At 31.6% G+C, this 21,558-nt stretch carries 18 protein-coding genes; 6 read left to right on the forward strand and 12 right to left on the reverse strand.

Translation table 11 applies throughout. The features are described 5' to 3' along the window. The first annotated feature begins 19 nt into the window (after window positions 1–19). Both BLT88_RS00800 and BLT88_RS00805 read left to right on the forward strand, forming a co-directional pair. Entirely contained in the window at window positions 20–2,119 is a 2,100-nt protein-coding gene (locus tag BLT88_RS00800) for a tetratricopeptide repeat-containing sensor histidine kinase (protein WP_091952360.1), read from the forward strand. After that, on the forward strand, window positions 2,109–2,786 hold the full coding sequence (locus BLT88_RS00805; RefSeq protein WP_091952362.1) for a response regulator: 678 nt from the start codon (window positions 2,109–2,111) through the stop codon (window positions 2,784–2,786). The genes BLT88_RS00800 and BLT88_RS00805 overlap by 11 nt, the downstream gene beginning before the upstream one ends. Before the next feature lie 191 nt (window positions 2,787–2,977). On the opposite strand, the gene mgtE is transcribed toward BLT88_RS00805, so the two are convergent. From mgtE to BLT88_RS00825, 4 genes are all read right to left on the reverse strand, one after another. Then, window positions 2,978–4,327 carry a magnesium transporter gene (gene mgtE / locus BLT88_RS00810; protein WP_091952363.1) on the reverse strand — a complete coding sequence of 450 codons (1,350 nt, stop codon included), beginning with the start codon at window positions 4,325–4,327 and terminating at the stop codon, window positions 2,978–2,980. Beyond that, on the reverse strand, window positions 4,317–5,120 hold the full coding sequence (gene rsmA, locus BLT88_RS00815) for a 16S rRNA (adenine(1518)-N(6)/adenine(1519)-N(6))-dimethyltransferase RsmA (protein WP_036784500.1): 804 nt from the start codon (window positions 5,118–5,120) through the stop codon (window positions 4,317–4,319). The genes mgtE and rsmA overlap by 11 nt, the downstream gene beginning before the upstream one ends. 133 nt (window positions 5,121–5,253) lie before the next feature. Further along, window positions 5,254–5,583, reverse strand: a complete 330-nt coding sequence (locus tag BLT88_RS00820; RefSeq protein ID WP_091952365.1) for a DUF4286 family protein — start codon at window positions 5,581–5,583, stop codon at window positions 5,254–5,256. 74 nt (window positions 5,584–5,657) lie between these two features. Beyond that, window positions 5,658–7,433, reverse strand: coding sequence for a tetratricopeptide repeat protein (locus BLT88_RS00825; protein WP_231960032.1), 1,776 nt, complete (start codon window positions 7,431–7,433; stop codon window positions 5,658–5,660). A 157-nt stretch (window positions 7,434–7,590) separates the two neighbouring features. Here BLT88_RS00825 and BLT88_RS14195 point away from each other — a divergent pair, with 157 nt between their 5' ends. Further along, on the forward strand, window positions 7,591–7,734 hold the full coding sequence (locus tag BLT88_RS14195) for a hypothetical protein (RefSeq protein WP_172824221.1): 144 nt from the start codon (window positions 7,591–7,593) through the stop codon (window positions 7,732–7,734). A gap of 63 nt (window positions 7,735–7,797) precedes the next feature. On the opposite strand, the gene serS is transcribed toward BLT88_RS14195, so the two are convergent. Both serS and BLT88_RS00835 read right to left on the reverse strand, forming a co-directional pair. Then, complete coding sequence (gene serS, locus BLT88_RS00830; RefSeq protein WP_091952368.1) at window positions 7,798–9,072, reverse strand: serine--tRNA ligase; 1,275 nt, start codon at window positions 9,070–9,072, stop codon at window positions 7,798–7,800. A 59-nt stretch (window positions 9,073–9,131) separates the two neighbouring features. Beyond that, window positions 9,132–10,064 (reverse strand): bifunctional riboflavin kinase/FAD synthetase, encoded by a 933-nt coding sequence (locus tag BLT88_RS00835; protein WP_091952370.1) that lies wholly within the window; start codon window positions 10,062–10,064, stop codon window positions 9,132–9,134. A 190-nt stretch (window positions 10,065–10,254) separates the two neighbouring features. Here BLT88_RS00835 and BLT88_RS00840 point away from each other — a divergent pair, with 190 nt between their 5' ends. Both BLT88_RS00840 and BLT88_RS00845 read left to right on the forward strand, forming a co-directional pair. After that, entirely contained in the window at window positions 10,255–13,089 is a 2,835-nt protein-coding gene (locus tag BLT88_RS00840) for a TonB-dependent receptor (protein WP_091952372.1), read from the forward strand. A gap of 18 nt (window positions 13,090–13,107) precedes the next feature. Then, on the forward strand, window positions 13,108–14,622 hold the full coding sequence (locus tag BLT88_RS00845) for an SGNH/GDSL hydrolase family protein (protein ID WP_091952373.1): 1,515 nt from the start codon (window positions 13,108–13,110) through the stop codon (window positions 14,620–14,622). Between the two features lie 53 nt (window positions 14,623–14,675). Here the strand turns inward: BLT88_RS00845 and BLT88_RS00850 are convergent, their stop codons facing one another. The 3 genes from BLT88_RS00850 to BLT88_RS00860 form a co-directional block, all read right to left on the reverse strand. Then, the gene (locus BLT88_RS00850; protein ID WP_157691098.1) at window positions 14,676–15,098 is read right to left on the reverse strand and encodes a hypothetical protein; all 423 of its coding nucleotides are present in this window, start codon (window positions 15,096–15,098) and stop codon (window positions 14,676–14,678) included. A gap of 79 nt (window positions 15,099–15,177) precedes the next feature. Next, window positions 15,178–16,236, reverse strand: a complete 1,059-nt coding sequence (locus tag BLT88_RS00855) for a zinc metalloprotease (RefSeq protein ID WP_036784477.1) — start codon at window positions 16,234–16,236, stop codon at window positions 15,178–15,180. Window positions 16,237–16,463: 227 nt separating this feature from the next. Further along, window positions 16,464–17,678, reverse strand: a complete 1,215-nt coding sequence (locus BLT88_RS00860) for an aminotransferase class V-fold PLP-dependent enzyme (RefSeq protein WP_091955590.1) — start codon at window positions 17,676–17,678, stop codon at window positions 16,464–16,466. A gap of 139 nt (window positions 17,679–17,817) precedes the next feature. Between BLT88_RS00860 and BLT88_RS00865 the strand changes: the two genes are divergently transcribed. Then, a complete protein-coding gene (locus BLT88_RS00865; RefSeq protein WP_302846599.1) occupies window positions 17,818–19,101 on the forward strand; it encodes a serine hydrolase in 1,284 nt (427 codons plus the stop codon). Here BLT88_RS00865 and BLT88_RS14200 read toward each other — a convergent pair whose 3' ends face one another. The 3 genes from BLT88_RS14200 to sufC all read right to left on the reverse strand — a co-directional run bounded on the left by BLT88_RS14200 (window position 19,102) and on the right by sufC (window position 21,487). Beyond that, a complete protein-coding gene (locus BLT88_RS14200; protein WP_172824223.1) occupies window positions 19,102–19,272 on the reverse strand; it encodes a hypothetical protein in 171 nt (56 codons plus the stop codon). It lies immediately after the preceding gene. Between the two features lie 81 nt (window positions 19,273–19,353). Beyond that, window positions 19,354–20,667: a Fe-S cluster assembly protein SufD gene (sufD, locus tag BLT88_RS00875; protein ID WP_091952380.1), complete on the reverse strand. Its 1,314-nt coding sequence runs from the start codon at window positions 20,665–20,667 to the stop codon at window positions 19,354–19,356. 70 nt (window positions 20,668–20,737) lie between these two features. Next, a complete protein-coding gene (sufC, locus tag BLT88_RS00880) occupies window positions 20,738–21,487 on the reverse strand; it encodes a Fe-S cluster assembly ATPase SufC (protein ID WP_036784468.1) in 750 nt (249 codons plus the stop codon). Between the last annotated feature and the right edge of the window lie 71 nt (window positions 21,488–21,558).

Raw genomic sequence — 21,558 nt, forward strand, 5'->3', positions numbered from 1 at the left:
TGCAAAAAAAGCTATTTAAATGAAATTAGAAAAAGACAGTTTAATAATAAGTTATAATTTTTTTAAGCTGATGAGCAACCATAAACTCATCATCAAAACTAATTATTTATTTTATGGACAAACAAAGCTCCTCTTTTTATTCTTCTTGGTAAGTTTTTCTGTTTTTTCGCAAGAGAAAGACTTTGACAATAGCATTGACTCTATTACTTTCTTGTTAAATCAATATAAGAAAACGAAACAACCTCATTTACCTCAAAAAGCATTTTTATTAGCGGAAAAAATTAAAGGAGATTCTTTATTGAAGAGGACATATAGCTCTTTTGCTGTTAAAAGCTTTCTTAATAAAGATCTTGCGAATTTATCTTTAAGTGAAAGAAAATTGCATGAATTTTATATTAGAACGAGAGATTCTTCCGCTTTAGCTCAACAGTATTATTGCAAAGGTCTTTTTTTTAAGGTCAAATTAAAACAAGATAGTGCTTTTTATTATTACAATAAATCTAAAAATATTTCTACTCAATTAAAAGATTCTCTTGAAGTAACAAAAAGATTGCTTTCTATGGCGGCTATTCAGTATGATGAGAGAGATTATTTGGGTAGTGAAATTTCTATTATTGAAGGATTACGTTTTGTGGAGCCTCTTAAAGAGGTTTTTTATACGGGTTTTTTATATGAAAGATTGGGGAATGCTCTACATAGGAGCGGAAGGCAAAAAGAAGCTAGAAAAAAATTTTTAATATTTTTTGAACTTCAAAAGAGAAGTTCTTTAGAAAAACTTGAACTTCAAAAGGCGCGAGGATATGCTAATTTTGCAGATACAAAAATTAAATATCAAAAGGCTAGATTATACAATAATTTAGCAGACACCTATACATCTGAGGGAAATTACACAAGGGCATTAGAATATTATAAGAAAAGTTTGTCTACTGACAGTATTATGTTGAATAGTATTCAAAGGTATGAAGTAGCTTTAGGAGGGATCGCGTTTAATCATCTTATGTTGGGAAATATTAAACTAGCGATCAAAGAATATTCAGAAGTTTTAAAATCTAGACAAAATAGAAAGTATGAAAGAGGTTTAGTTGTTACTCATTCGGGTTTAGCGGATGCCTATGTCGCCAATAATGAGACTAAAAAAGCAATATTTCACAGTAATATTGGCTTAGAAAAGGCAAAAAAAATGCAGTACAATTTTTATATTTTAGAAAACCTTCTTTTGTTGTCTAAATTAGAAAAGGGAGAAAAAGGAAGGTTATTGCTACAAGAACATTTTATATTAAGCGATAGTCTTTTTAAAAGAGAAAGATCTTTAAAAAATCAGTTTGCGAATGTGCAATATGAAGCTGAAAAAAAAGATAGAGAAAACGCTAGTTTAAAGCAAGAAAACTCCAAAAGAGAATTAGAATTAGTAACAGAGAAGCAACATAAAATAATTGGGTGGTTAATTGCTGGGATTAGTATTTTGTTTATAGGTTTTGGAGGAAGTCTTGTGTTAAGTAGAAGAAAGAAAATGCTTTTTGAAGCCCAATTAAAACAAGTAGAAGTTAGAGAAACAGAACGACAACAAATTGCAAAATCTTTACATGATGAAGTTGCTGGTGATATTAGAATGTTGCATTTAAAATTGTCCAAAACCAATCAATTAGAAGACGCAAAAAGTTTAGATATTATTAATGAAAATGTACGAAATTTATCACATCAAATAAGTAGTGAAAGCTTTAATGAAGTTTCTTTTAAAGATCAAATAATTAATCTAATCTCAGAATATTTTGAAGTTAGTTTTAGAATTAAAGTAGAAGAAATTGACACTATTGAATGGAAAACTATTAATAATTCAATTAAAAGAACCCTATTTTTAACCATAAGAGAAATTATTCAAAACGCTAAAAAACACGCAGAAGCTTCGGTTTTAATTTTAAGTTTTAAGGAAACTAAAAAATCAATTGTTTTAATTATTTCCGATAACGGAAAGGGTTTTGAGGTTAACGCTAAGAAGAACGGAATCGGTTTAAAGAATTTAAAGGAAAGAATAGAAGAAATTAGTGGCGTTTTTACTGTAGAAAGTGAAATTGAAAAAGGAACGAAAATAACAATTGAAATCTCTAAAAATGGAAAATAAAATAAGAATTTTAATTGCAGATGATCATCAATTAGTATTAGAAGGGTTTTTAAATTCTTTAAAAGAAGTAGGAGATTTTGATGTGGTTACAACCACGAATTGCGATGCTGCTTTTGATTTGATAAAAACACATATAAATAGTAATCCTTTTCAACTTTTATTTACTGATTTAAGTTTTGATAATATTACAGAGGAATCTGATTTAGGTGGAGGTGAAGAATTGATTAAAGCGATTAGAAATAATGAATTCGATATTAAAATAGGAGTAATTACTGCTCACACAGAAACGAATAGAATATATAACGTAATTAGCAATTTAAATCCAAATTCATACTTATTAAAAAGTAAGTCTAGTGCTACAGAAATAGGTTTTGCTGTTCAAAAAATGTTAGCTAACGAATATTATTATACCCACGAAATTCATCAAAAAATATTGCGTAGAAATGTTGTTCAGATACAAATGGATGATGTTGCTATACAGATATTAAAAGAGCTCCCTAATCATTCTAAAATTAGTAATTTAGAGGGAGTTATTAAAAAAAATAACGGAACTGCAATTAAACTTCGTTCTATCGAAACAAAATTAGCAAATTTAAGAACAGATTTAAATGCTAATAATAATACAGATTTAATTTTAAAGGTAAAAGAACTCGGAATTATAGATTAATACTCGTTTTGCGGAAATCCGCACTTTTAATTGCGGTTTTTTACATAATTATTCTCTTTAATCCAAGTATTTTTGCAGCATAGGGTTTTGAATTAGACTCTATAAAATTGGGAATAATTGCGGAAATGAGTTAGGGGCTTATTTATTATGTGAAAAGAAGAAGACCTTTCTGTTAATTCAGAAAGGTTTTTTTATATCCCTAAAATTAATTTCGCGATCAAAAAGTAGATTAAAATTCCAAAAATATCATTGCTTGTAGTTATAAATGGACCCGTTGCAATTGCTGGGTCAATACCTCTTTTATTTAAAAATAAGGGAACAAACGTACCTATTAAACCTGCAATAATAATAACAACCACAAGGGAGGCAGAAATAGCCAAAGCAAGATCTATTTTGCCTTCATAAATCCAAACAAAAAGGAATAAAAAGAGCGCCAAAATAACACCATTTAAAGCTGCTAAAAGCATTTCTTTAAAAAGTCTACTATTTATACTACCTTTTACATCATCATTTGCTAACCCCTGCACAATAATCGCAGAAGATTGTACGCCAACATTTCCTGCCATTGCAGCAATTAAAGGTGTAAAAAAGAATAAAGTTGCGTATTTAGTAAATACACCTTGAAAACCTTCCATAATTATAAAAGCACCTACTCCACCAACTAAACCTAAGAAAAGCCACGGTAAACGGGCTCTTGTTAAATCTAAGATGCTATCATCAGAATCGACATCTTGCGTTAAACCAGCTGCTAATTGATAATCTTTATCCGCTTCTTCTTTTAAAAGATCTACAATGTCATCAATTGTAATTCTACCTAATAAAACATTGGCATCATCTACAACAGGTATTGCTTCCAAATCATATTTTACCATAATTTTTGCAACCTCTTCATCGTCTTCATTTACATTTACAGAATCTACCTTATTAATATAAATTTCTGATATTTTTTGTTCATTTTTAGCAACAATTAAATCTTTTAAAGAAAGACGACCAATTAATTTTTCTTGTTTATCTACAACATATATAGAATGCACTCTACTTACCTCTTTAGCTTGGGCTCTAATTCTACGCAAACAACCAGCAACTGTCCATGTTTCATATACTTTTACCAATTCTTTTGCCATTAAAGAACCCGCAGAGTCATCGTTATAAGAAAGTAATTCTTTGATATCTGCAGCAAGCTCATTATCTTCTATAGCATTTATTACACGGTTTTGTCGCTCTTCAGAAAGTTCGCCAATAATATCTGCTGCATCATCAGAATCCATTTCTTCAATTTCTTCTGCTATTTCTTTTGCTGATAAGTTTTCAAGAATTTTTTCACGAGTATCTTCATCTAACTCTGTAAGAATTTCTGATGTTTTTTCGCTATCTAAAAGCTTAATGATGTAAATAGCTTCATCAAAACTTACTTCGTCTAAAACTTCAGCGATATCTGCGTAATGAACCTCTGAAAATAAATTTTTAATTTTAGAATCGTTGTTTTCGTATATAAAACCAACTAATTTTTCTAAAAACTGATTTGTAATCTCAAATGCCATGAGCTGCTATTTTTTGCGTGAGTAAAATAAAGGCCGTAACCGACAATTGTTCTGGTCTTTTCGTAAATATAGGGTCTGCTTTTAAAGTATCTGAAAGGTTAAAGGATTTTAGACTAGATCGCAACATTTTTCTTCGCTGATTAAAGGCAGTTTTTACCACTCTAAAAAATAATTTTTCATCAACGGGTAACGTGTAATTTTCTTTTCTAGTAAATCGTATTACTCCAGAATCTACTTTTGGAGGTGGGTCAAAAACTGCTGGAGGCACTGTAAATAAATATTCTACATCAAAAAAAGCTTGCGTTAAAACAGAAAGAATTCCGTAAACTTTGCTGCCTTCTTTTTCTGCGATTCTTTTTGCTACTTCCTTTTGAAACATACCAGCAAATTCAGGTACAAATTCTCTATTTTCGATAGCTTTAAAAACAATTTGAGTAGAAATATTATAAGGGAAATTACCAATAATTGCAACCTGCTCTTTGTTGAAAACTTCTTGAATATTTTTCTTTAAAAAATCACCTTCAATAATTTCAAAATGCTTCTTTGTTGTGTCGAGTTTAATGTGTTCTAAAGGAAAGGTTTCATGCAAATATGCCACCGATTCTCTGTCTAATTCCATAACAGTAAGCTTAGATTTTTTCTGCAATAAGTATTTAGTTAAAACACCCATTCCTGGTCCAATTTCTAAAACATGCTCGTATCCATTTCCTTTTAAAGCATCTGCAATGTTTTTGGCAATACTTTCATCTATCAAAAAATGTTGACCTAAATGTTTTTTTGCTTTTACTGACATAATTTAGTTTTAATCCAAATAACTTCACAAATGTACAGTTAAAAATCGGCATTATTTTTGGATTGTGAGAGGTTTAAATTAAATAAAATATCTAAAAAATTACTGCTAAATATCCTATCAAAATGGATTAATTTTAGGAGTTTTTATTTGTTGGGTAAAACTCTTTTATCAATTTTAATTCTGTTCTAAAAGCTAACATTTTATCTCCAAATTTTTTAAGACTCTCTGAGCGCAGTCTATCAGCATCTTCTTTGTAATAATCGTCTAAATTTTCTCTTGTGTTTGCGCTGTATTGTATGGAGTACGTTTTGCCTCCCATTTCTTCTTCAACCAAAACTTCCGTAAGCTTTGCGGAGGTAAATTTACCCGTATTTAACACGTCAAGAATATGAGTTTCCACCCAAGCTAACCAATCATTATAAACAAGATTATCAATATTTATAGTTACGTTGTATATATACATATTATTCAATAAATTAAGGTAAAAATGAATTAATGTAACAATATTATTGTCACATTTTTAAATGATTGCACGGGTTAATTAACAGTATCTCCTCTTAAATTTCTGTATTTTTTTCGGGCTTCCACTAAATAAATACTGGAAGAATGATCAAAAATAATCTTTTGGTAATACTCTTTGGCTTTTTCTGTATTATTTAAATTGTAATTATATAATTCTGCCATTTGATAATAAACATCATCTGTTAAAAAACCTTGATTATCAGCAGCAATGATTTTTTCTAAACTGAAAATAGCCTCTTCATATTTTTTTTGTTTGATGAATAACTTTGCTTGAAAAAATAGCACATCATCATAAATTACTTCTCCGGGGACCAGACCATTGGCAAGAATATTTTTCGAAGTAAATAAGTTTTCTAATTCGATTAAAGCTTCCACATTTTTATTCTGATAAGATAATAGTTCTGCTTTGGCCAGTTGTTTTAACCCAGAAGGAATAGAATCTACAGGCTCATTATCTGTGATTTTTAAAAATAAAGCGACAGCATCATTTGCAATGAGTTGCGTTGTTGCTCCTTTTAGCACTTTTAGTTGTGCTTTAGCCCAGGTGAAATCGCCTTTAAAATAACTTGTTTGTGCCACTTTAAAGCGGGCTTGTTGCGCCAGTTCATGATTTTTTAATTGTGTTTGAATTTGAGAAAAATAGATCAATGCCTTGTTAAATTTTCCCCTAAAAACTAATACATCTCCTAGCTTTAGCTTAATTCTTGCTTTGTCGAATTTTGTTTTAGAAAAAGTCAATGCTTTTTCTAAAACATTAATAGCTTCTTGTGGTTTGTTTTTACTAAAAGTTAAAAAATCGGCATATTCAACTTGCACCTTTATTGTACTTGTATTAATTCCAAATTCATTGAATAATGATTCAAATAACTCGGTTGTTTTTGGGTTTTTTGTAGCAACAGCAATCTTTAAAAGGTATAAATTAGCATCAATTTTTTCTTCTTTTAAAAATGATTTTTCGTTGATAAAATCAAAACACAATGCAGCTGCCTTAAAATCATTATGGTCAAATGCAATTCTTCCTAAATCAAAAATTGCAGATAAATCTGACACGTTTCTTTGATACAGTGCTTTTTCTTGTATCAGTGCTTTTGTGTACTCTTTTTGTTGCGCAAATAACCAGCTTAATAAAATATTCCACTCGTTTTTAGGATTACTTACAGACTTTCTTAAAAGTGTTTTTCTGAATAAAATATTGGTTGCATTTTCTGAATCATCAGTAATATATTTACTTGCATATCTTTGGATTAAGTTCAAATAATTTGCATTTTTATCAACCAAATTTATATACGATTCAAACATTTTTTTGAACTCACCTTGTTCCCCATAAATCTGAGCTATTTGAAAATTATAATTTACATTTGAGTTTTTTTGCATTCCTTTTTCATAGGCTAAGATTGCATAGTCTAGTAAATTGTACTCTTTAAAAAGGCGCCCAATGCTTCCTCCATAAGCTGCATTTTTATCTAAAGAATTAATTGCCATTTGATAATTAGTATTTGCAAATTCTTGCTTTTGTTGACGCTCATAATTGTATCCTAAGAATACATACAAATAAGCTTGAGATGTAATTTTTTTAATTCTTTTTTGAAGTAAATTTTCTGCAGTTTTAAAGCTGTCTATTTGCTGATAGCAAGAAATTAATCGTTTTAAAAAAGTGGTGTTAAATTCACTTTTATCATATAATTTCTTATAAATTTGAGTTGCTTTTTCATAAGACCCTTGTCTAAAATAGCTTTCAGCTAGGGAAAAATCGTTTTGAACAGATTCTTGGGCAACTAAAAAGTTGCTCATCAAAAGAATAATAAGAACAAAAAGATGCTTCATAATTTCAAAGATAATCAACCTAAATGTTAAAACTTTATTAAAGCAATCTATTTTTGAAAGTTCTGTTGTAACATTTTGGCACAGAAGTTGTCTAAATTGTAAAACAACCAATCAAAAAAAGATTATGAGAGATTTAACCAACAAGTACGAAAACGCAAAAGGAAACTCCATTGAGTTTATGAAAAATGGTCAAATTAGTGCTTATTTCAATGCCCTTTTAGAAATGAATAAATATAAAAGATTAATGATTGCTATTGTAGCAAACTAGGTTGACTGCAGATATTCATTAATTGACTAGATACATCTAACTTAATTACTTTTATATAATTGTTTATTTAATAAAATTAAATCCACAATAAGGAACCAGTGCATCTGGTATTTTAATTCCTTCAGCAGTTTGATAGTTCTCTAAAATACCTGCTAGAACGCGCGGTAAAGCTAAAGAACTTCCATTTAATGTATGTGCTAATTCACTTTTTCCTTGCTTATTTTTAAAACGAAGTTTCAATCTATTTGCCTGAAAAGTTTCAAAGTTTGATGCAGAACTAATTTCTAACCATCTGTTTTGAGCTGTAGAAAATAATTCAAAATCGAAAGTTAAAGCCGATGTAAAGCCAGTGTCTCCGCCGCACAAACGTAATATTCTATAAGGTAATTTTAATTCACGTAAAATACCTTTAATATGTTCTACCATTCCGTCTAAAGCTTGGTAAGAATTCTCGGGATGTTCTATACGAACAATTTCAACTTTATCAAATTGATGCAATCTGTTTAAACCACGAACATGCGCTCCATAACTTCCAGCTTCACGTCTAAAACAAGGCGTGTAACCTGTCATCTTAATTGGAAAATTTGATTCTTGTACTAAATTTCCACGAAACATATTTGTAATTGGCACTTCTGCAGTAGGAATCAAATATAAGTCATCTACCGTTGCATGATACATTTGCCCTTCTTTGTCTGGTAATTGTCCTGTTGCAATTCCAGAAGCTTCATTTACAAGGTGTGGAACTTGAACTTCGGTATAACCAGCTTGTGTGTTTTTATCTAAAAAATAATTGATTAAAGCACGTTGCAATCTTGCGCCTTTACCTTTGTAAACAGGAAAACCAGCACCCGCAATTTTAGTACCTAATTCAAAATCGATAATATCGTATTTCTTAGCTAATTCCCAATGAGGAAGTGAGTTTTCTCCTAAATCAGGAATTGTCCCTTCACTAAAAACATTCTCATTATCTTCTTCTGATTTCCCAGACTTTACAGAAGCATGAGGAACATTTGGAATCTGATACAAAAGCCCCTGTAATTCTTCAGCAAAAGCATTTGATCTTTCAGAAAGTTCTTTCGTTTTTTCTTTTAACAGGCCTGTTTTTTCTTTTAAAAGATTCGCTTTTTGTACTTCTCCAGATTTGAAAAATGTTCCAATTTCTTTTGATATTTTATTAGATTCCGCTAAAGTATTGTCTAATTCAACTTGCGTTTTTCTGCGATTTTCATCAGCAGTTAAAACTTGCTCTATAATGGTTTCAGCATTTGCAAAGTTACGTTTTGCTAACCCAGCTAAAACAGTTTCTTTGTTTTCTCTAATAAAGTGTACTTGTAACATTTTTTCATGTTTTGTAAGCAACAAAGATACAGCAAGATTAAGACTTTAGCAATTTAGGTTTAGAGATTGTTTTTGATATAATTTCTTGCAATTTCTTCGTCTTTTTTAAGTTGATGAACTAAAAATTCAATAGTGTCAAATTTTTGTTCATCTCTTAAAAAATAAAGAAGTTCAATGGTTAAATTTTTATGATATAAATCTTTACTAAAATCGAAAAAATGAATTTCTATGGTTTGATGATTTCCATTTATGGTCGGTCTGTTTCCAATGTTCATCATTCCAAAAACAGTTTTTCTACCAATAGAAGACTTTACAACGTAAACCCCAGTTTTAGGAATTAATTTATAGGTTTCTTTAACATCTATATTCGCTGTTGGGTATCCAATTTTTCCACCTAATTTTTTACCGTTTACAACAGTACCAGTAAGCATAAAATTATATCCTAAATAATGGTTGGCTGTTTTTAAGTTTCCAGCTGCTAAAGCACGTCTAACTTTTGTAGAGCTTACAGAAACACTATCTATATCCTGTGCCGGAATTTCTTCAACTTTAAAACCATATAAATGACTGTACTCTGAAAGTTGTGTAATATTTCCTTCTCTGTTTTTTCCAAAGTGATGGTCATAACCAATAATTAACTTAGAAATATTTAGTTGTTTCACTAAAATATCTCTCACAAATTCTAGCGCGGACATTCTTGAAAAATCTTTGCTAAACGGGTGAATAATTAAATAATCTAAATCTGTTTTTTCGAGTAAAGTTGCTCTTTCTTCAATTGTATTAAGTAGTTTTAAAGAAGCATCTTTTTGCAACACCATTCTTGGGTGGGGAAAAAAAGTTAACACCACAGATTTTTTATTCGCTTTTTTAGCTTCCTTAACTAATTTTTCAATGATTTTTTGATGCCCAAAATGCACACCGTCAAAAGTGCCAATGGTCACGTAAGTTTCATCTTTAACAGAAAAATTAGAAGTGTTTTGTACTATTTTCAAAAAAAGAAAATTTTTAAGGAACAAATGTACAATAACTGAGAGGGAAAACTAAAATAAATGCATTTGGTTTTAAGTGTATATTCAAAAAATTAAAGATTAATTTTTATTAAAACGATAAATTTACCCCTCATATATTTATAAATTCAAAAAAAATTGTACTTTGCATCTAAGTTAACAAATAATTCAAATTATGATAAAAAATTTTTTACTTATTGCATTTATAGCTTTTGGTAGCTTAGCAATGGTAGCACAGACTACCGTTTCTGGTACCGTTACAGATGCAAAAACAGGAGAGACACTGCCTGGAGCCAGCATCAAAATTTCTAGAAAGGCAGTTGGAACGAACACCGATTTTGATGGAAACTTTGTTTTAAAAGTAACAGACAAACCACCTTTTACAATTGAAATTTCCATGTTAGGGTTTCAAACAGAAAAGGTTGAAATCACAAAAAATAATCAAAAAGTTGAGGTAAACTTAACAGAAAACGAAACTTCTTTAGATGAAATTGTTGTTTCAGCATCTAGAACTCCAGAACGTATCATGGAGTCTCCAGTTACTGTTGAAAGGATGGACTCTAGAGCTATTAAAAACACATCTGCACCTACTTTTTACGATGGTTTAGAGAATTTAAAAGGGGTAGATATTAATACAAATAGTTTAACTTTTAAATCTGTTAACACGCGTGGTTTTGCAACTTTTGCGAACACTCGTTTTATGCAATTAGTAGATGGTATGGATAATACATCTCCAGCTTTAAATTTTGCATTGGGTAATTTATTAGGAATGTCTGAACTGGATGTAAAAACAGTAGAGTTATTGCCAGGAGCATCATCTGCGCTGTATGGTGCAAATGCTTTTAATGGTATTATGTTTATGACCAGTAAAAGTCCTTTTGATGATCAAGGGATTAGTTTTTCTTTAAAAGGAGGTATCACTAGTCAAGAAGCAGCTGGGGACAATGAATATACGGATTTCAACATTAGAATGGCGCATGCGTTTTCTGATAAGTTTGCAGTAAAAGCAACCATGGCATATTTAGATGGTACAGAATGGTACGCTACAGATTATAGAAATACAAATGGTAGTACTTATATTTCTGGAGATAGAGATTCTGACAGAAATTATGATGGTGTTAATGTGTATGGTGATGAAGTTAGTACAAATATAAGAGGGGTTGCTCAAACATTAGAAGGTTTAGGTATAATTCCTAATGGCGCATCAGCTCTAGTGCCAAGTGAGAATATTAGTAGAACAGGATATGATGAAAGAGATTTAATGACGTATGATGCGAAAAGTGTAAAGTTTGGTGCCTCTTTAAATTATCGTCCTTTTGGAAATGATCGTTTAGAAATTATTTGGAATTCCAAATATGGAACCGGTAACACCATCTATCAAGGAACAAATAGATACAACATCAAAAACTTCTTTATGGAACAGCATAAACTAGAGTTTAAAGGTAAAAACTTCTTTGTTAGAGGGTATTTAACTAGTGAAGATGCAGGTAATTCTTATGACACCCGTTTTGCAGCTATTAATATTAATCGATCTTGGAAGGACGATAATACTTGGTTCGGAGAATACACAGGAGCATATTTATCAGGAACTCTAGGTGGTTTAACTTCTGATCAAGCCCATGCACTAGCAAGACAAACAGCAGAAACAGGTAGATTATTACCAGGAACAGCTGGTTTTCAAGAAGCGTTTGATAGAATAACTTCAGACCCGGATTTAGTAACAGGTTCTAAGTTTCAAGATAAGACTAAATATTACCATGCAGATGCTAATTATAATTTTCAAGATGTTACAGATTGGGCAGAAATTCAAGTGGGAGCGTCTTATAGATTATACTCATTAAATTCTAATGGAAGTATATTTACTGATTATGATGGACCTATTGAATACAATGAATATGGTGTTTATACCCAATTACAAAAGAAATTCTTAGAAGATGATCGTTTAAAGTTTACAGCATCTGTGCGTTATGATAAAGCACAAAATTTCAACGGAAACTATTCTCCAAGAATATCTTTAGCATATGCTGCTGGGGAAAATAAAAACCAAAATTTTAGAGCATCTTTTCAAACAGGTTTTAGAAACCCAACAACACAAGATCAATATATTGGTTTAAATGCTGGTAGAGCATTTTTAGTAGGTTCAGCACCAGATAATTTAGACAGATATACAACAACACCTTTATCGGTTAGTGGATTAGGTCAAAATTTTACAGGAACACCTACAGTATCAGTTTCAGGTAGATCTGCATATGAGAATTCTTTTTCTGCATCTTCAGTAATCGCAGGAAACCCAACAAAAGCAAGTATTGATTTGGTAAAACCAGAGAAAGTTACAGCTTATGAAATAGGATATAGAGGGTTAATACCAACCGGAGGCTCAAGAATATCAGTAGATTTAAGTGTGTATTATAATTCTTATGAAGATTTTATTGCAGGACAAAATGTTTTAGTACCTTTTTACGGTGATGCTGCACTTACTCAAACTGCACCTGTTGGTCCAGGAGGGGCTCAAGTACCGTTAGCGTTAGTGGCTTTAAGTGGTGGAGATTATACTGCTTTTCAAGGATATACAAACTCGAAAGCTGACATTAATTCTTACGGAGCTACAATTGGATTAAATACTAAAATATTAGATGGTTTTAGTCTAGGATTGAATTATACATATGCTAAATTTGATTTCGATGAAGCTTCAGACCCAGATTTTGAGGCAGGCTTTAATACACCAGAGCATAAAGTAAAACTTCAATTTGGTAAAACAGATTTATTTAAAAACTTTGGGTTTAATGTAAATGCAAGATGGCAAGATGAGTATAGATGGGAATCTACTTTCTTAGATGCAACTATAGGATCAAGAACAGTTATAGACGCTCAAGTAAATTATAGTGTTCCGGAATGGAAGTCTGTATTTAAATTGGGAGGAGCTAACTTAATGGGGCAAGAATATTTAAGTGCACCAGGTGTTGGAGCTATCGGTTCTCAGTATTACCTTTCTTGGACAATTAATAACTAATAAAAAACGTCATATTTTATGAAAAATTATAAATATATAGCATTGTTTCTTTTATCATTGGGAGTTATTTCTTGTGATGTAAATAATGAGCTGGATGCAATACCAGCAGAGGCAGTTGAAAATGTAGCTTTAAATACAAACGGATTAGATTTCTCTAAATATGTTTCTGTAGGAGCTTCTTTTACAGCGGGCTATACGGATGGAGCTATGTTTATTGCGGCGCAAGAAAATTCTTTTCCAAATATTTTGGCAGGAATTTTTGGAACTGAATTTAAACAACCTTTAATGAATGATAATATTGGAGGTTTAGTTTATGGCGGAGCAGCAGTTCAGCCACCAAGATTTTATTTTGATGGTGCAGGACCTGCAAGATTATCTGCAACGCCAACTACAGAATTAACAGCGGTTCTTTCAGGACCTTTTAATAATTTTGGCGCTCCAGGAGCAAAAAGTTTTCACTTAGGAGTCCCTGGTTACGGACAATTAAATCCTTATTTTGGAAGAATGGCTTCTAGCCCAACAGCAACAGTTTTAGGAGATGCTTTAGCACAAAACCCAACTTTCTTTACATTGTCAGAAATTGGAGGAAATGATGTTTTAGGCTATGCCCTTTCAGGAGGGTCAGGAGTAGATAGAAGCCCAAATACGGCAGAAAATTTAAATCCTGCAAATTACGGAGGAAATGACATTACAAACCCGAATGTTTTTGCACAAGTATTTAGCGATATGGTTACCGCTTTAACAGCAAATGGAGCAAAAGGAGTAGTAGCTAATGTACCTTATATTACAGATTTAGCTAATTTTATTACAATACCTTATAATCCAATTCCTATGGATGCTGCAACTGCTGGAGCAGTAAGTTCAGCATATGCTCAATATAATGGTGGTATACAACAAGCTTTTGCTTATTTAGTTGCTGTAACACCTATGACACAAGAAATGGCAGATGCAGAAATCGCTAAAAGAACAATATCTTTTACAGCAGGACAAAATGCAGTTGTTATTATGGATGAAGATTTAACAGATTTAACAGCAATAAACCCAGGTTTAATAAGTATGAGACAGACAACTTCTGACGATTTGTTAGTATTGGCAAGTTCAGCAATAATTGGTACGTTAGCAGATCCTAGTAATCCTGCAAGTGTAAATGGCGTTGGTGTTCCTTTAGCGGATCAATGGGCGCTTACACCGCAAGAACAGGCTTCTATAAGAACGGCAACAGATGCCTACAATACAACTATCGCTACAGTTGCTGCTTCTAATCCTAACGTTGCATTGGTAGACTTTAAAGGAGTTTTGACCGAAGCATCTACAGGAATTATGTTTGATAATTATACCATGACCACAAGCTTAGTTACTGGAGGTTTAGTAAGTTTAGATGGTGTTCATTTAACAGCAAGAGGATATGCTTTAATGGCAAACAAAATTTTAGCATCAATTGATGTTGAATTTGGTTCTAACTTTACCACGGCAACAAATGGTTTAGCAAAGGCAGGAGATTACCCAACAAATTACTCTCCTTTGTTGAGATAAATTAAAACATATTTAAAATAAAAAAAGGTTGAGAATTAATTCTCAACCTTTTTTTATTTTAAATACTTCTGAAGTATATTATATAACTCTTGCAACTCTTTAGGAGGGTTTCCATGGTCAAAATTTGATGAAGTATAACTTGTATCATTTTTTAGGATGATAAAACTACCAGTCAATGCGGCATCTCTATATCTCTCATTACTTGGCGCTATTAAAGCACCTATTTCAGAGAGTTTAATCTTGGAAGCAATATTTTGGATATTAATTACTTCTGCGTTGCTTAAAACGATAGATTTGTCAGCAGAAGTCGATTTCAAAACAAGGCTGCTGTCTTTAAAGTGAATGATTATAAAACTTCCTCTTGTTTCTGCTTTGTAGGATATTTTGAACACCTCTTTTTTATTCTTTTCTTGCGCAGAGCAACTCACGAATATTATAAATATAAATGGAATAGTAATTTTAAGTAGAAAATTCATATTCTATGATGTTTTTAGAGTTTTAAAGATATAAAAAAAGACGCCTATGAAGGCGTCTTTTTATTGATATTGTAGGATTCTAACTACCTGACATTAAAAATCTTGCTCCTCCAGGAGCAAAAAGAGCCCTCATTCTATTTCTTTGACCATCTGTAAACATATACATACAATTGTCGTAAGTATAGTCCATGTAATTCATAGTCATATCGGCAGTTTTACAACTTACAGAAGGGAATGTAGGACATCCACCATTTGAAGAATCTGAAGATGGTGTATCGGCTACGAAATCATCTTGACGACATCTTCCGTCGCCCCAAATATGACGTAAATTGAAATAGTGACCAACCTCGTGCGTAGCCGTTCTACCAGCACCATAAACACCACCAGTAACACCAAAATATTCTCCACCTAAAACAACACCATCAGTTGATGCAGCGCCACCAGGAAATTGAGCATATCCTAAAATACCACCACCAATATTACATACCCAAATATTTAAATGAGTTTCTGGAGTGATAGGCGGATACGCCGCTTTTACTGAATTATTAGTTCCCCAAGAAGCTTTAGGGTCATCATATCTGAAGGTACCTGCTAAAGAAAAACTAAAACCAGCATTCGTTGCATCATTAGCAAAAGTAGTGCCAGAAGGCAATTGACTAACATTAGTATTTGTAAAATCAGCATTTAAGACATTCATTTGAGACGATACTTGGGCATTAGAAATACTATTAGCATTCGGATAAACAATATGAATATAGACAGGAATGTTAATAACTCCTAAATTATCAGGCACAATAGCAACATCTACGTCAGAGTCTCCTCCTCCAGATCCACCACCACCTGTACCAGTCGGTTTACCTTTAGCACCAATAAATTTTCTGGTATTATATTCTACATCATACATTTTTTTATACAATCCAGAATTTTCTTTTAATTGTCTATTTAAAACGTTCATGGAATGACATTCTCTACTTTCTTTTGTATTAGAGTCTCCTTTTGATCCGTATTCATCTGTAAAAACGTAAAAATCGCTCATGTCGACTTTTGACTGCAGTTCATTTGTCATGTCGGATGAATTTTCTTGACATCCAATTAAAGTTCCAGCTACAATTAGTAGCCCAAAAATTACTTTTTTCATTTTGTAAATTGATTTAGGGGTTAAATAATTAAGTTAAATTTCGTTAAAAAATTACAGATAACACACTGATTAGGGTTTATTTTAATGATAGTATGTGTTTTTGTTAAAAATTTTTAACTTTACGAAGATACATTTTTTTTAATACTCGCAAGAAAACCTCTTTTTTTTAACCTAAAAAGCACTTTCATAATATTATAAAAGCACTTTTTAAACAGTTTTCTTTAAGTTTAAGAAAGCATCATTTGTGCTTTTTTAACTCCTTTAATAAGGATGTCTATTTCTTCTTTGGTATTATAAAAAGAAAAGGAAGCTCTTATCGTCCCTGGTATTTTATAAAAATCCATGATTGGCTGTGCACAATGATGTCCTGTTCTTACTGCAATACCTAACTTGTCTAAAATTGCACCAATATCATAAGGATGAATGCCTCCTACGTTAAAAGAAATTACAGCTGTTTTTTCAGCAGTAGTTCCATAGATTTTTAAACCTTCGATTTTTAATAGTTCAGAAGTTCCATATTGTAAGAGTTCGTCTTCATATTTTGCAATCGTTTCAAAGCCTATTGTATTCATATAATCTAATGCTGTTCCAAAAGCGATTCCTCCACAAATATTTGGTGTTCCTGCTTCAAATTTATGCGGCAAACCAGCATAGGTAGTTTTTTCAAAAGAAACGGTGTTAATCATTTCTCCACCACCTTGATACGGGGGTAATTTTTCTAACCACTCTTGTTTTCCATATAATAAACCAACGCCAGTTGGTCCACATAATTTATGAGCAGAAGCAACATAAAAATCTACATTTAATTTTTGTACATCAGGTTTTATATGAGGAGTTGCTTGCGCTCCATCAATTAAAACTGCAGCATTAAATTGGTGAGCGGTTTCAATAATTTCTTCAATAGGGTTTACAGTTCCCAAAGCATTTGAGACATGATTGCAAAAAACTAATTTTGTTTTCTCATTTACTAAAGTATGATACGTCTCCATATCTAAAGAGCCATTTTCAAACATGGGTATTACCTTTAAAATAGCACCAGTTTTTTCACATAACATTTGCCAAGGCACAATGTTAGAATGATGTTCTAAAGCAGAAACGATCACTTCATCATTTTTTTGTATTAGTGATGCAAAACCAGCAGCAATAATGTTTATTGAATGAGTTGTGCCAGATGTTAGAATAATTTCGTAGGCTTCTTTCGCATTAAAATGTTGTTGAATTTTTCTACGAGCATCTTCATATTTATCTGTTGCTTCTTGACTTAAGGTATGCACACCTCTGTGGATATTTGAATTATAATTACTGTAATAATCTACAATTGCGTCAATAACAATCTGTGGTGTTTGTGAAGTGGCAGCATTATCAAAATAGACCAAAGGTTTTCCATGAACTGATCTTTTTAGAATAGGAAAATCTTCTCGAATTTTATCAACATTAAACATAAAAATGATTTTAAGGTACAAAGATAAACCTTGCATTTTTAAAGTTGTAAAAAAAGTCAATATGAATTTCCTATTTTTACAGAACTAAACATCCAATTTAATGAAAATTTTAAAAAAAATTCTGCTAATCCTCCTCCTTATGATGATAGCTGCAGTAATTTATAATTACCCAAAACTGAATATCATAGCAGGTTATTCTGCGAAAAGTACAGCTTCTTCTATTTTTGTAGCCAATAGAACATTGGAGTTTACGGATAAAACAGATACCAATTTTTCTCCAATAAATTTAGCGGATGATAAAGTTAATATTTCTGAGAAATCTGCTCAGTCAGGTGCTTTTGGTTTGTTAACTAGAAAAGCATTTTACAGAGAAGGTTTAGGAAGTGTTTTGGCTTTGGAAGAGCAGGATTTAAATAAAAACTATTTGACGCCAAAAAGAGCATTAGCTGATCAAACAACTCCTTTTCCTTATGGAAATGCAGCACAAAAAGATACCGTTTTTAACAATGTAGACTATGCGAAATTAAGCCAAACTTTAGATGTTTTGTTTGATTCTGTTAATCAAACAAGAGCAGCAGTGGTAGTCTACAAAAATCAAATTATTGCAGAACGTTATGCGGATAGATTTAACCAAAACTCAAAACTATTAGGTTGGTCTATGACCAAAAGTATTTTAAGCACCTTATTTGGGGTTTTAGAGCATCAAGAAGAAATAGATGTATTTGAGAAAGATTTATTTGATGAATGGAGAAAGGATGAAAGAAAAGAGATTTCTATTCATAATTTATTACAAATGAATTCTGGATTAGAGTGGGATGAAGACTACAATAGCATTTCTGATGTTTCCAAAATGTTGTTTTTAGAGAGAGATATGACGAAAATTCAAATTGAGAAACCTTTGGTGGGTGTGCCAAACGAAACTTGGAATTATTCATCAGGAACTACAAATTTGTTGTCAGGTATTTTACGTCGGCAATTTAAAACACACCAAGAATATTTAGATTTTTGGTATGCGGCTTTAATTGATAAAATTGGAATGAATTCTATGATTGTAGAAACAGACTTGGCTGGTAATTATGTAGGTTCTTCTTATGCTTGGGCAACTGCGAGAGATTGGTCTAAATTAGGTTTGTTGTATTTGCAGAATGGAACTTGGAACGGAGAAGAATTGTTTAACGAGAAATGGGTAAAATACGCGACAAAACCAACGCCAACTTCTGATGGCTGGTATGGTGCACAAATTTGGTTAAATTCCGGAAAAAGATACCCTAATACGCCAAAAAACATGTATTTTTTTAGTGGATACCAAGGTCAGAATGTGTATGTTTTTCCAGATCAAGATTTAGTAGTTGTTAGAATGGGATTAACTAAAAATGCAGACATTGATGCGCTTTTGAGCGGAATTGTTAAAAGTATTAAGTAATTATTTTTTCTTCTCTTTTAACAGGCTTAAAATAAGGCTTAAAAAACCAGATGCAATAAGTATATAGGATGCTTGATTACCCTGTTCTTCAGCAGGGTTTAAAATATAAATACCGCAGGCTAACAAGATTATTCCAACGAGTAATAATGTAGTTTTAATTGTTTTATTCATCACTTTAATTTTTATTAAAGTTACAAAAAAACCACGCAATTTGCGTGGTTTGTATTTTATAAAAAAATGGATTTACCCATTTTACAAATCAAAACCAATATCTACACCAAGTTTATTGGCTATTATTTTTGTGATTCTAGATTTAACTTCTGGTATTTTTACACTTTCTAAAACAGTATTCGCAAAAGCATACATCAATAAAGCTTTTCCTTCTTTTTCTGGAATTCCACGTTGTTGCATGTAAAATAATGCATCATCATCTAATTGACCAATGGTACAACCATGAGAGCATTTTACATCATCAGCAAAAATTTCTAGTTGAGGTTTTGCATTAATAGTCGCCTTATCACTTACTAAAACATTATTGTTTTTTTGATAGGCATTCGTTTTTTGAGCTTCTCTATTTACAATTACTTTTCCGTTAAAAACACCTGTTGAGCGTTCATCATAAATTCCTTTGTAATCTTGATGACTTTCACAATTCGGTTCTATGTGGTGCACTAAAGTATGGTGATCTATATGCTGTTTTCCTTCAATAATTGTAATTCCTTTTAAAATAGAGTCAATGTGCTCTCCCCTTTGATAAAAGTTTAAATTGTTTCTAGTAATATTTCCTCCGAAAGAAAAAGTATGCACAGAAACAATACTATTCGATTTTTGTTCTATGAAGCAATTATCTACTAAGGACGCATTTTCAACATCATTCTGAATCTTGTAAATATCTACAGTAGCATCTTTGGCAGCAAAAACTTCAGTAACCGCGTTTGTTAAAACAGGATTTGACGTTAAACTTTGATGACGTTCTATGATTTGAACATGTGCATTTTGCTCTACAACAATTAAGTTTCTTGGTTGCAACATCGTTGCCGCTTCAGAGCCTGTTGTAAAATTAATGATTTGTATCGGTTTTTCTACCTCAGTATTTCTAGGTATATGGATGTATACACCCTCTGTTGCAAAAGCAGTATTTAAGGATGTTAAATTGTCTTGTTTTGCAACTTTGTTAAAATAATTTTCTACAATTATTTTGTATTTAGACTTTGTAAGTGCCGCTGACATTAGGCAAACATCTATACCGTCATGCGTAGTTTCTGACAAAAACGAACTGTATTTACCATCAATAAAAACAACCTTATAGCTATCTATATCATGAATAAAATATTTTTTGACATCAGCCAAATCTACCGTAACTTCTTTATCTGGGAAGATGCTAAAATCGTTCTTTAAAACTGCGTTTAAAGAAGTATATTTCCAAGCTTCTAATTTCTTGGAAGGGAAACCTAACTTTTCAAAATTTTCCAAAGCTTCTGTTCTAATTTCATGAACATCAGTATTGATGTCAATTCCATTCTCAAAAGCTACGTATGATGCTAGTATTTTTTCTTTTAATTCCATTTTCTTAGTTTTCAGTTTTCAGATTCAATAAACAGTTTTTAGAACTGTTCATTGTTACTGTAAACTAATTTTAAACAAGTTCTTGCTTAATCCAATCATACCCTTTTGCCTCTAACTCTAAAGCCAGAGAAGCATCACCAGATTTTACGATTTTTCCATCATGTAAAACGTGCACAAAATCAGGAATAATGTAATCTAATAAACGTTGATAATGCGTTATTACAATAACTGCGTTGTCCTCAGATTTTAATTTGTTTACACCGTTTGCAACAATTCTCAAAGCATCAATATCTAAACCAGAATCCGTTTCATCTAAGATGGCTAATTTTGGTTCTAACATGGCCATTTGAAAGATTTCATTACGTTTTTTTTCTCCACCAGAAAACCCTTCATTTAAAGAACGAGACAAAAATTTACGATCTATTTCTAATAATTCTGATTTCTCACGAATCATTTTTAACATGTCTTTTGCAGGCATGTCTTCTAAACCTTTTGCTTTACGAGTTTCGTTAATAGCAGTTTTTATAAAGTTCGTTACAGAAACTCCAGGAATTTCTACAGGGTATTGAAATGATAAAAACACCCCTTTGTGTGCTCTTTCTTCTGGCGCAAGCTCACTAATATCTTCACCATTTAACTCTATAATTCCATCGGTAACCTCATACTCTTCTTTACCTGCAATGATATTGGCTAAGGTGCTCTTTCCTGCTCCATTTGGGCCCATTATTGCATGGACTTCACCAGCTTTAACTTCTAAATTTAATCCCTTTAAAATAGACTTATCTTCTATTGAGGCGTGTAAATTGTTGATTTTTAACATGATATAAATATCTTATTTTTTTAAAACTTTTTATTTGTTTATTCGAGCAACTATTATGTAATCCCACAATT

Source organism: Polaribacter sp. Hel1_33_78, from assembly GCF_900106075.1.
In the GTDB taxonomy this organism is placed as follows: domain Bacteria; phylum Bacteroidota; class Bacteroidia; order Flavobacteriales; family Flavobacteriaceae; genus Polaribacter.

Coding starts and splice junctions, on each gene's coding strand:
- sufC (WP_036784468.1), bottom strand. CDS start 21,487: ATGTTAAAAATCAACAATTTACACGCCTCAATAGAAGATAAGTCTATT.
- BLT88_RS00850 (WP_157691098.1), bottom strand. CDS start 15,098: ATGAATTTTCTACTTAAAATTACTATTCCATTTATATTTATAATATTC.
- sufD (WP_091952380.1), bottom strand. CDS start 20,667: ATGGAATTAAAAGAAAAAATACTAGCATCATACGTAGCTTTTGAGAAT.
- BLT88_RS00800 (WP_091952360.1), top strand. CDS start 20: ATGAAATTAGAAAAAGACAGTTTAATAATAAGTTATAATTTTTTTAAG.
- BLT88_RS14200 (WP_172824223.1), bottom strand. CDS start 19,272: ATGAATAAAACAATTAAAACTACATTATTACTCGTTGGAATAATCTTG.
- mgtE (WP_091952363.1), bottom strand. CDS start 4,327: ATGGCATTTGAGATTACAAATCAGTTTTTAGAAAAATTAGTTGGTTTT.
- BLT88_RS00820 (WP_091952365.1), bottom strand. CDS start 5,583: ATGTATATATACAACGTAACTATAAATATTGATAATCTTGTTTATAAT.
- rsmA (WP_036784500.1), bottom strand. CDS start 5,120: ATGTCAGTAAAAGCAAAAAAACATTTAGGTCAACATTTTTTGATAGAT.
- serS (WP_091952368.1), bottom strand. CDS start 9,072: ATGTTACAAGTACACTTTATTAGAGAAAACAAAGAAACTGTTTTAGCT.
- BLT88_RS00825 (WP_231960032.1), bottom strand. CDS start 7,433: ATGAGCAACTTTTTAGTTGCCCAAGAATCTGTTCAAAACGATTTTTCC.
- BLT88_RS00855 (WP_036784477.1), bottom strand. CDS start 16,236: ATGAAAAAAGTAATTTTTGGGCTACTAATTGTAGCTGGAACTTTAATT.
- BLT88_RS00860 (WP_091955590.1), bottom strand. CDS start 17,678: ATGTTTAATGTTGATAAAATTCGAGAAGATTTTCCTATTCTAAAAAGA.
- BLT88_RS00840 (WP_091952372.1), top strand. CDS start 10,255: ATGATAAAAAATTTTTTACTTATTGCATTTATAGCTTTTGGTAGCTTA.
- BLT88_RS14195 (WP_172824221.1), top strand. CDS start 7,591: ATGAGAGATTTAACCAACAAGTACGAAAACGCAAAAGGAAACTCCATT.
- BLT88_RS00845 (WP_091952373.1), top strand. CDS start 13,108: ATGAAAAATTATAAATATATAGCATTGTTTCTTTTATCATTGGGAGTT.
- BLT88_RS00865 (WP_302846599.1), top strand. CDS start 17,818: ATGATGATAGCTGCAGTAATTTATAATTACCCAAAACTGAATATCATA.
- BLT88_RS00805 (WP_091952362.1), top strand. CDS start 2,109: ATGGAAAATAAAATAAGAATTTTAATTGCAGATGATCATCAATTAGTA.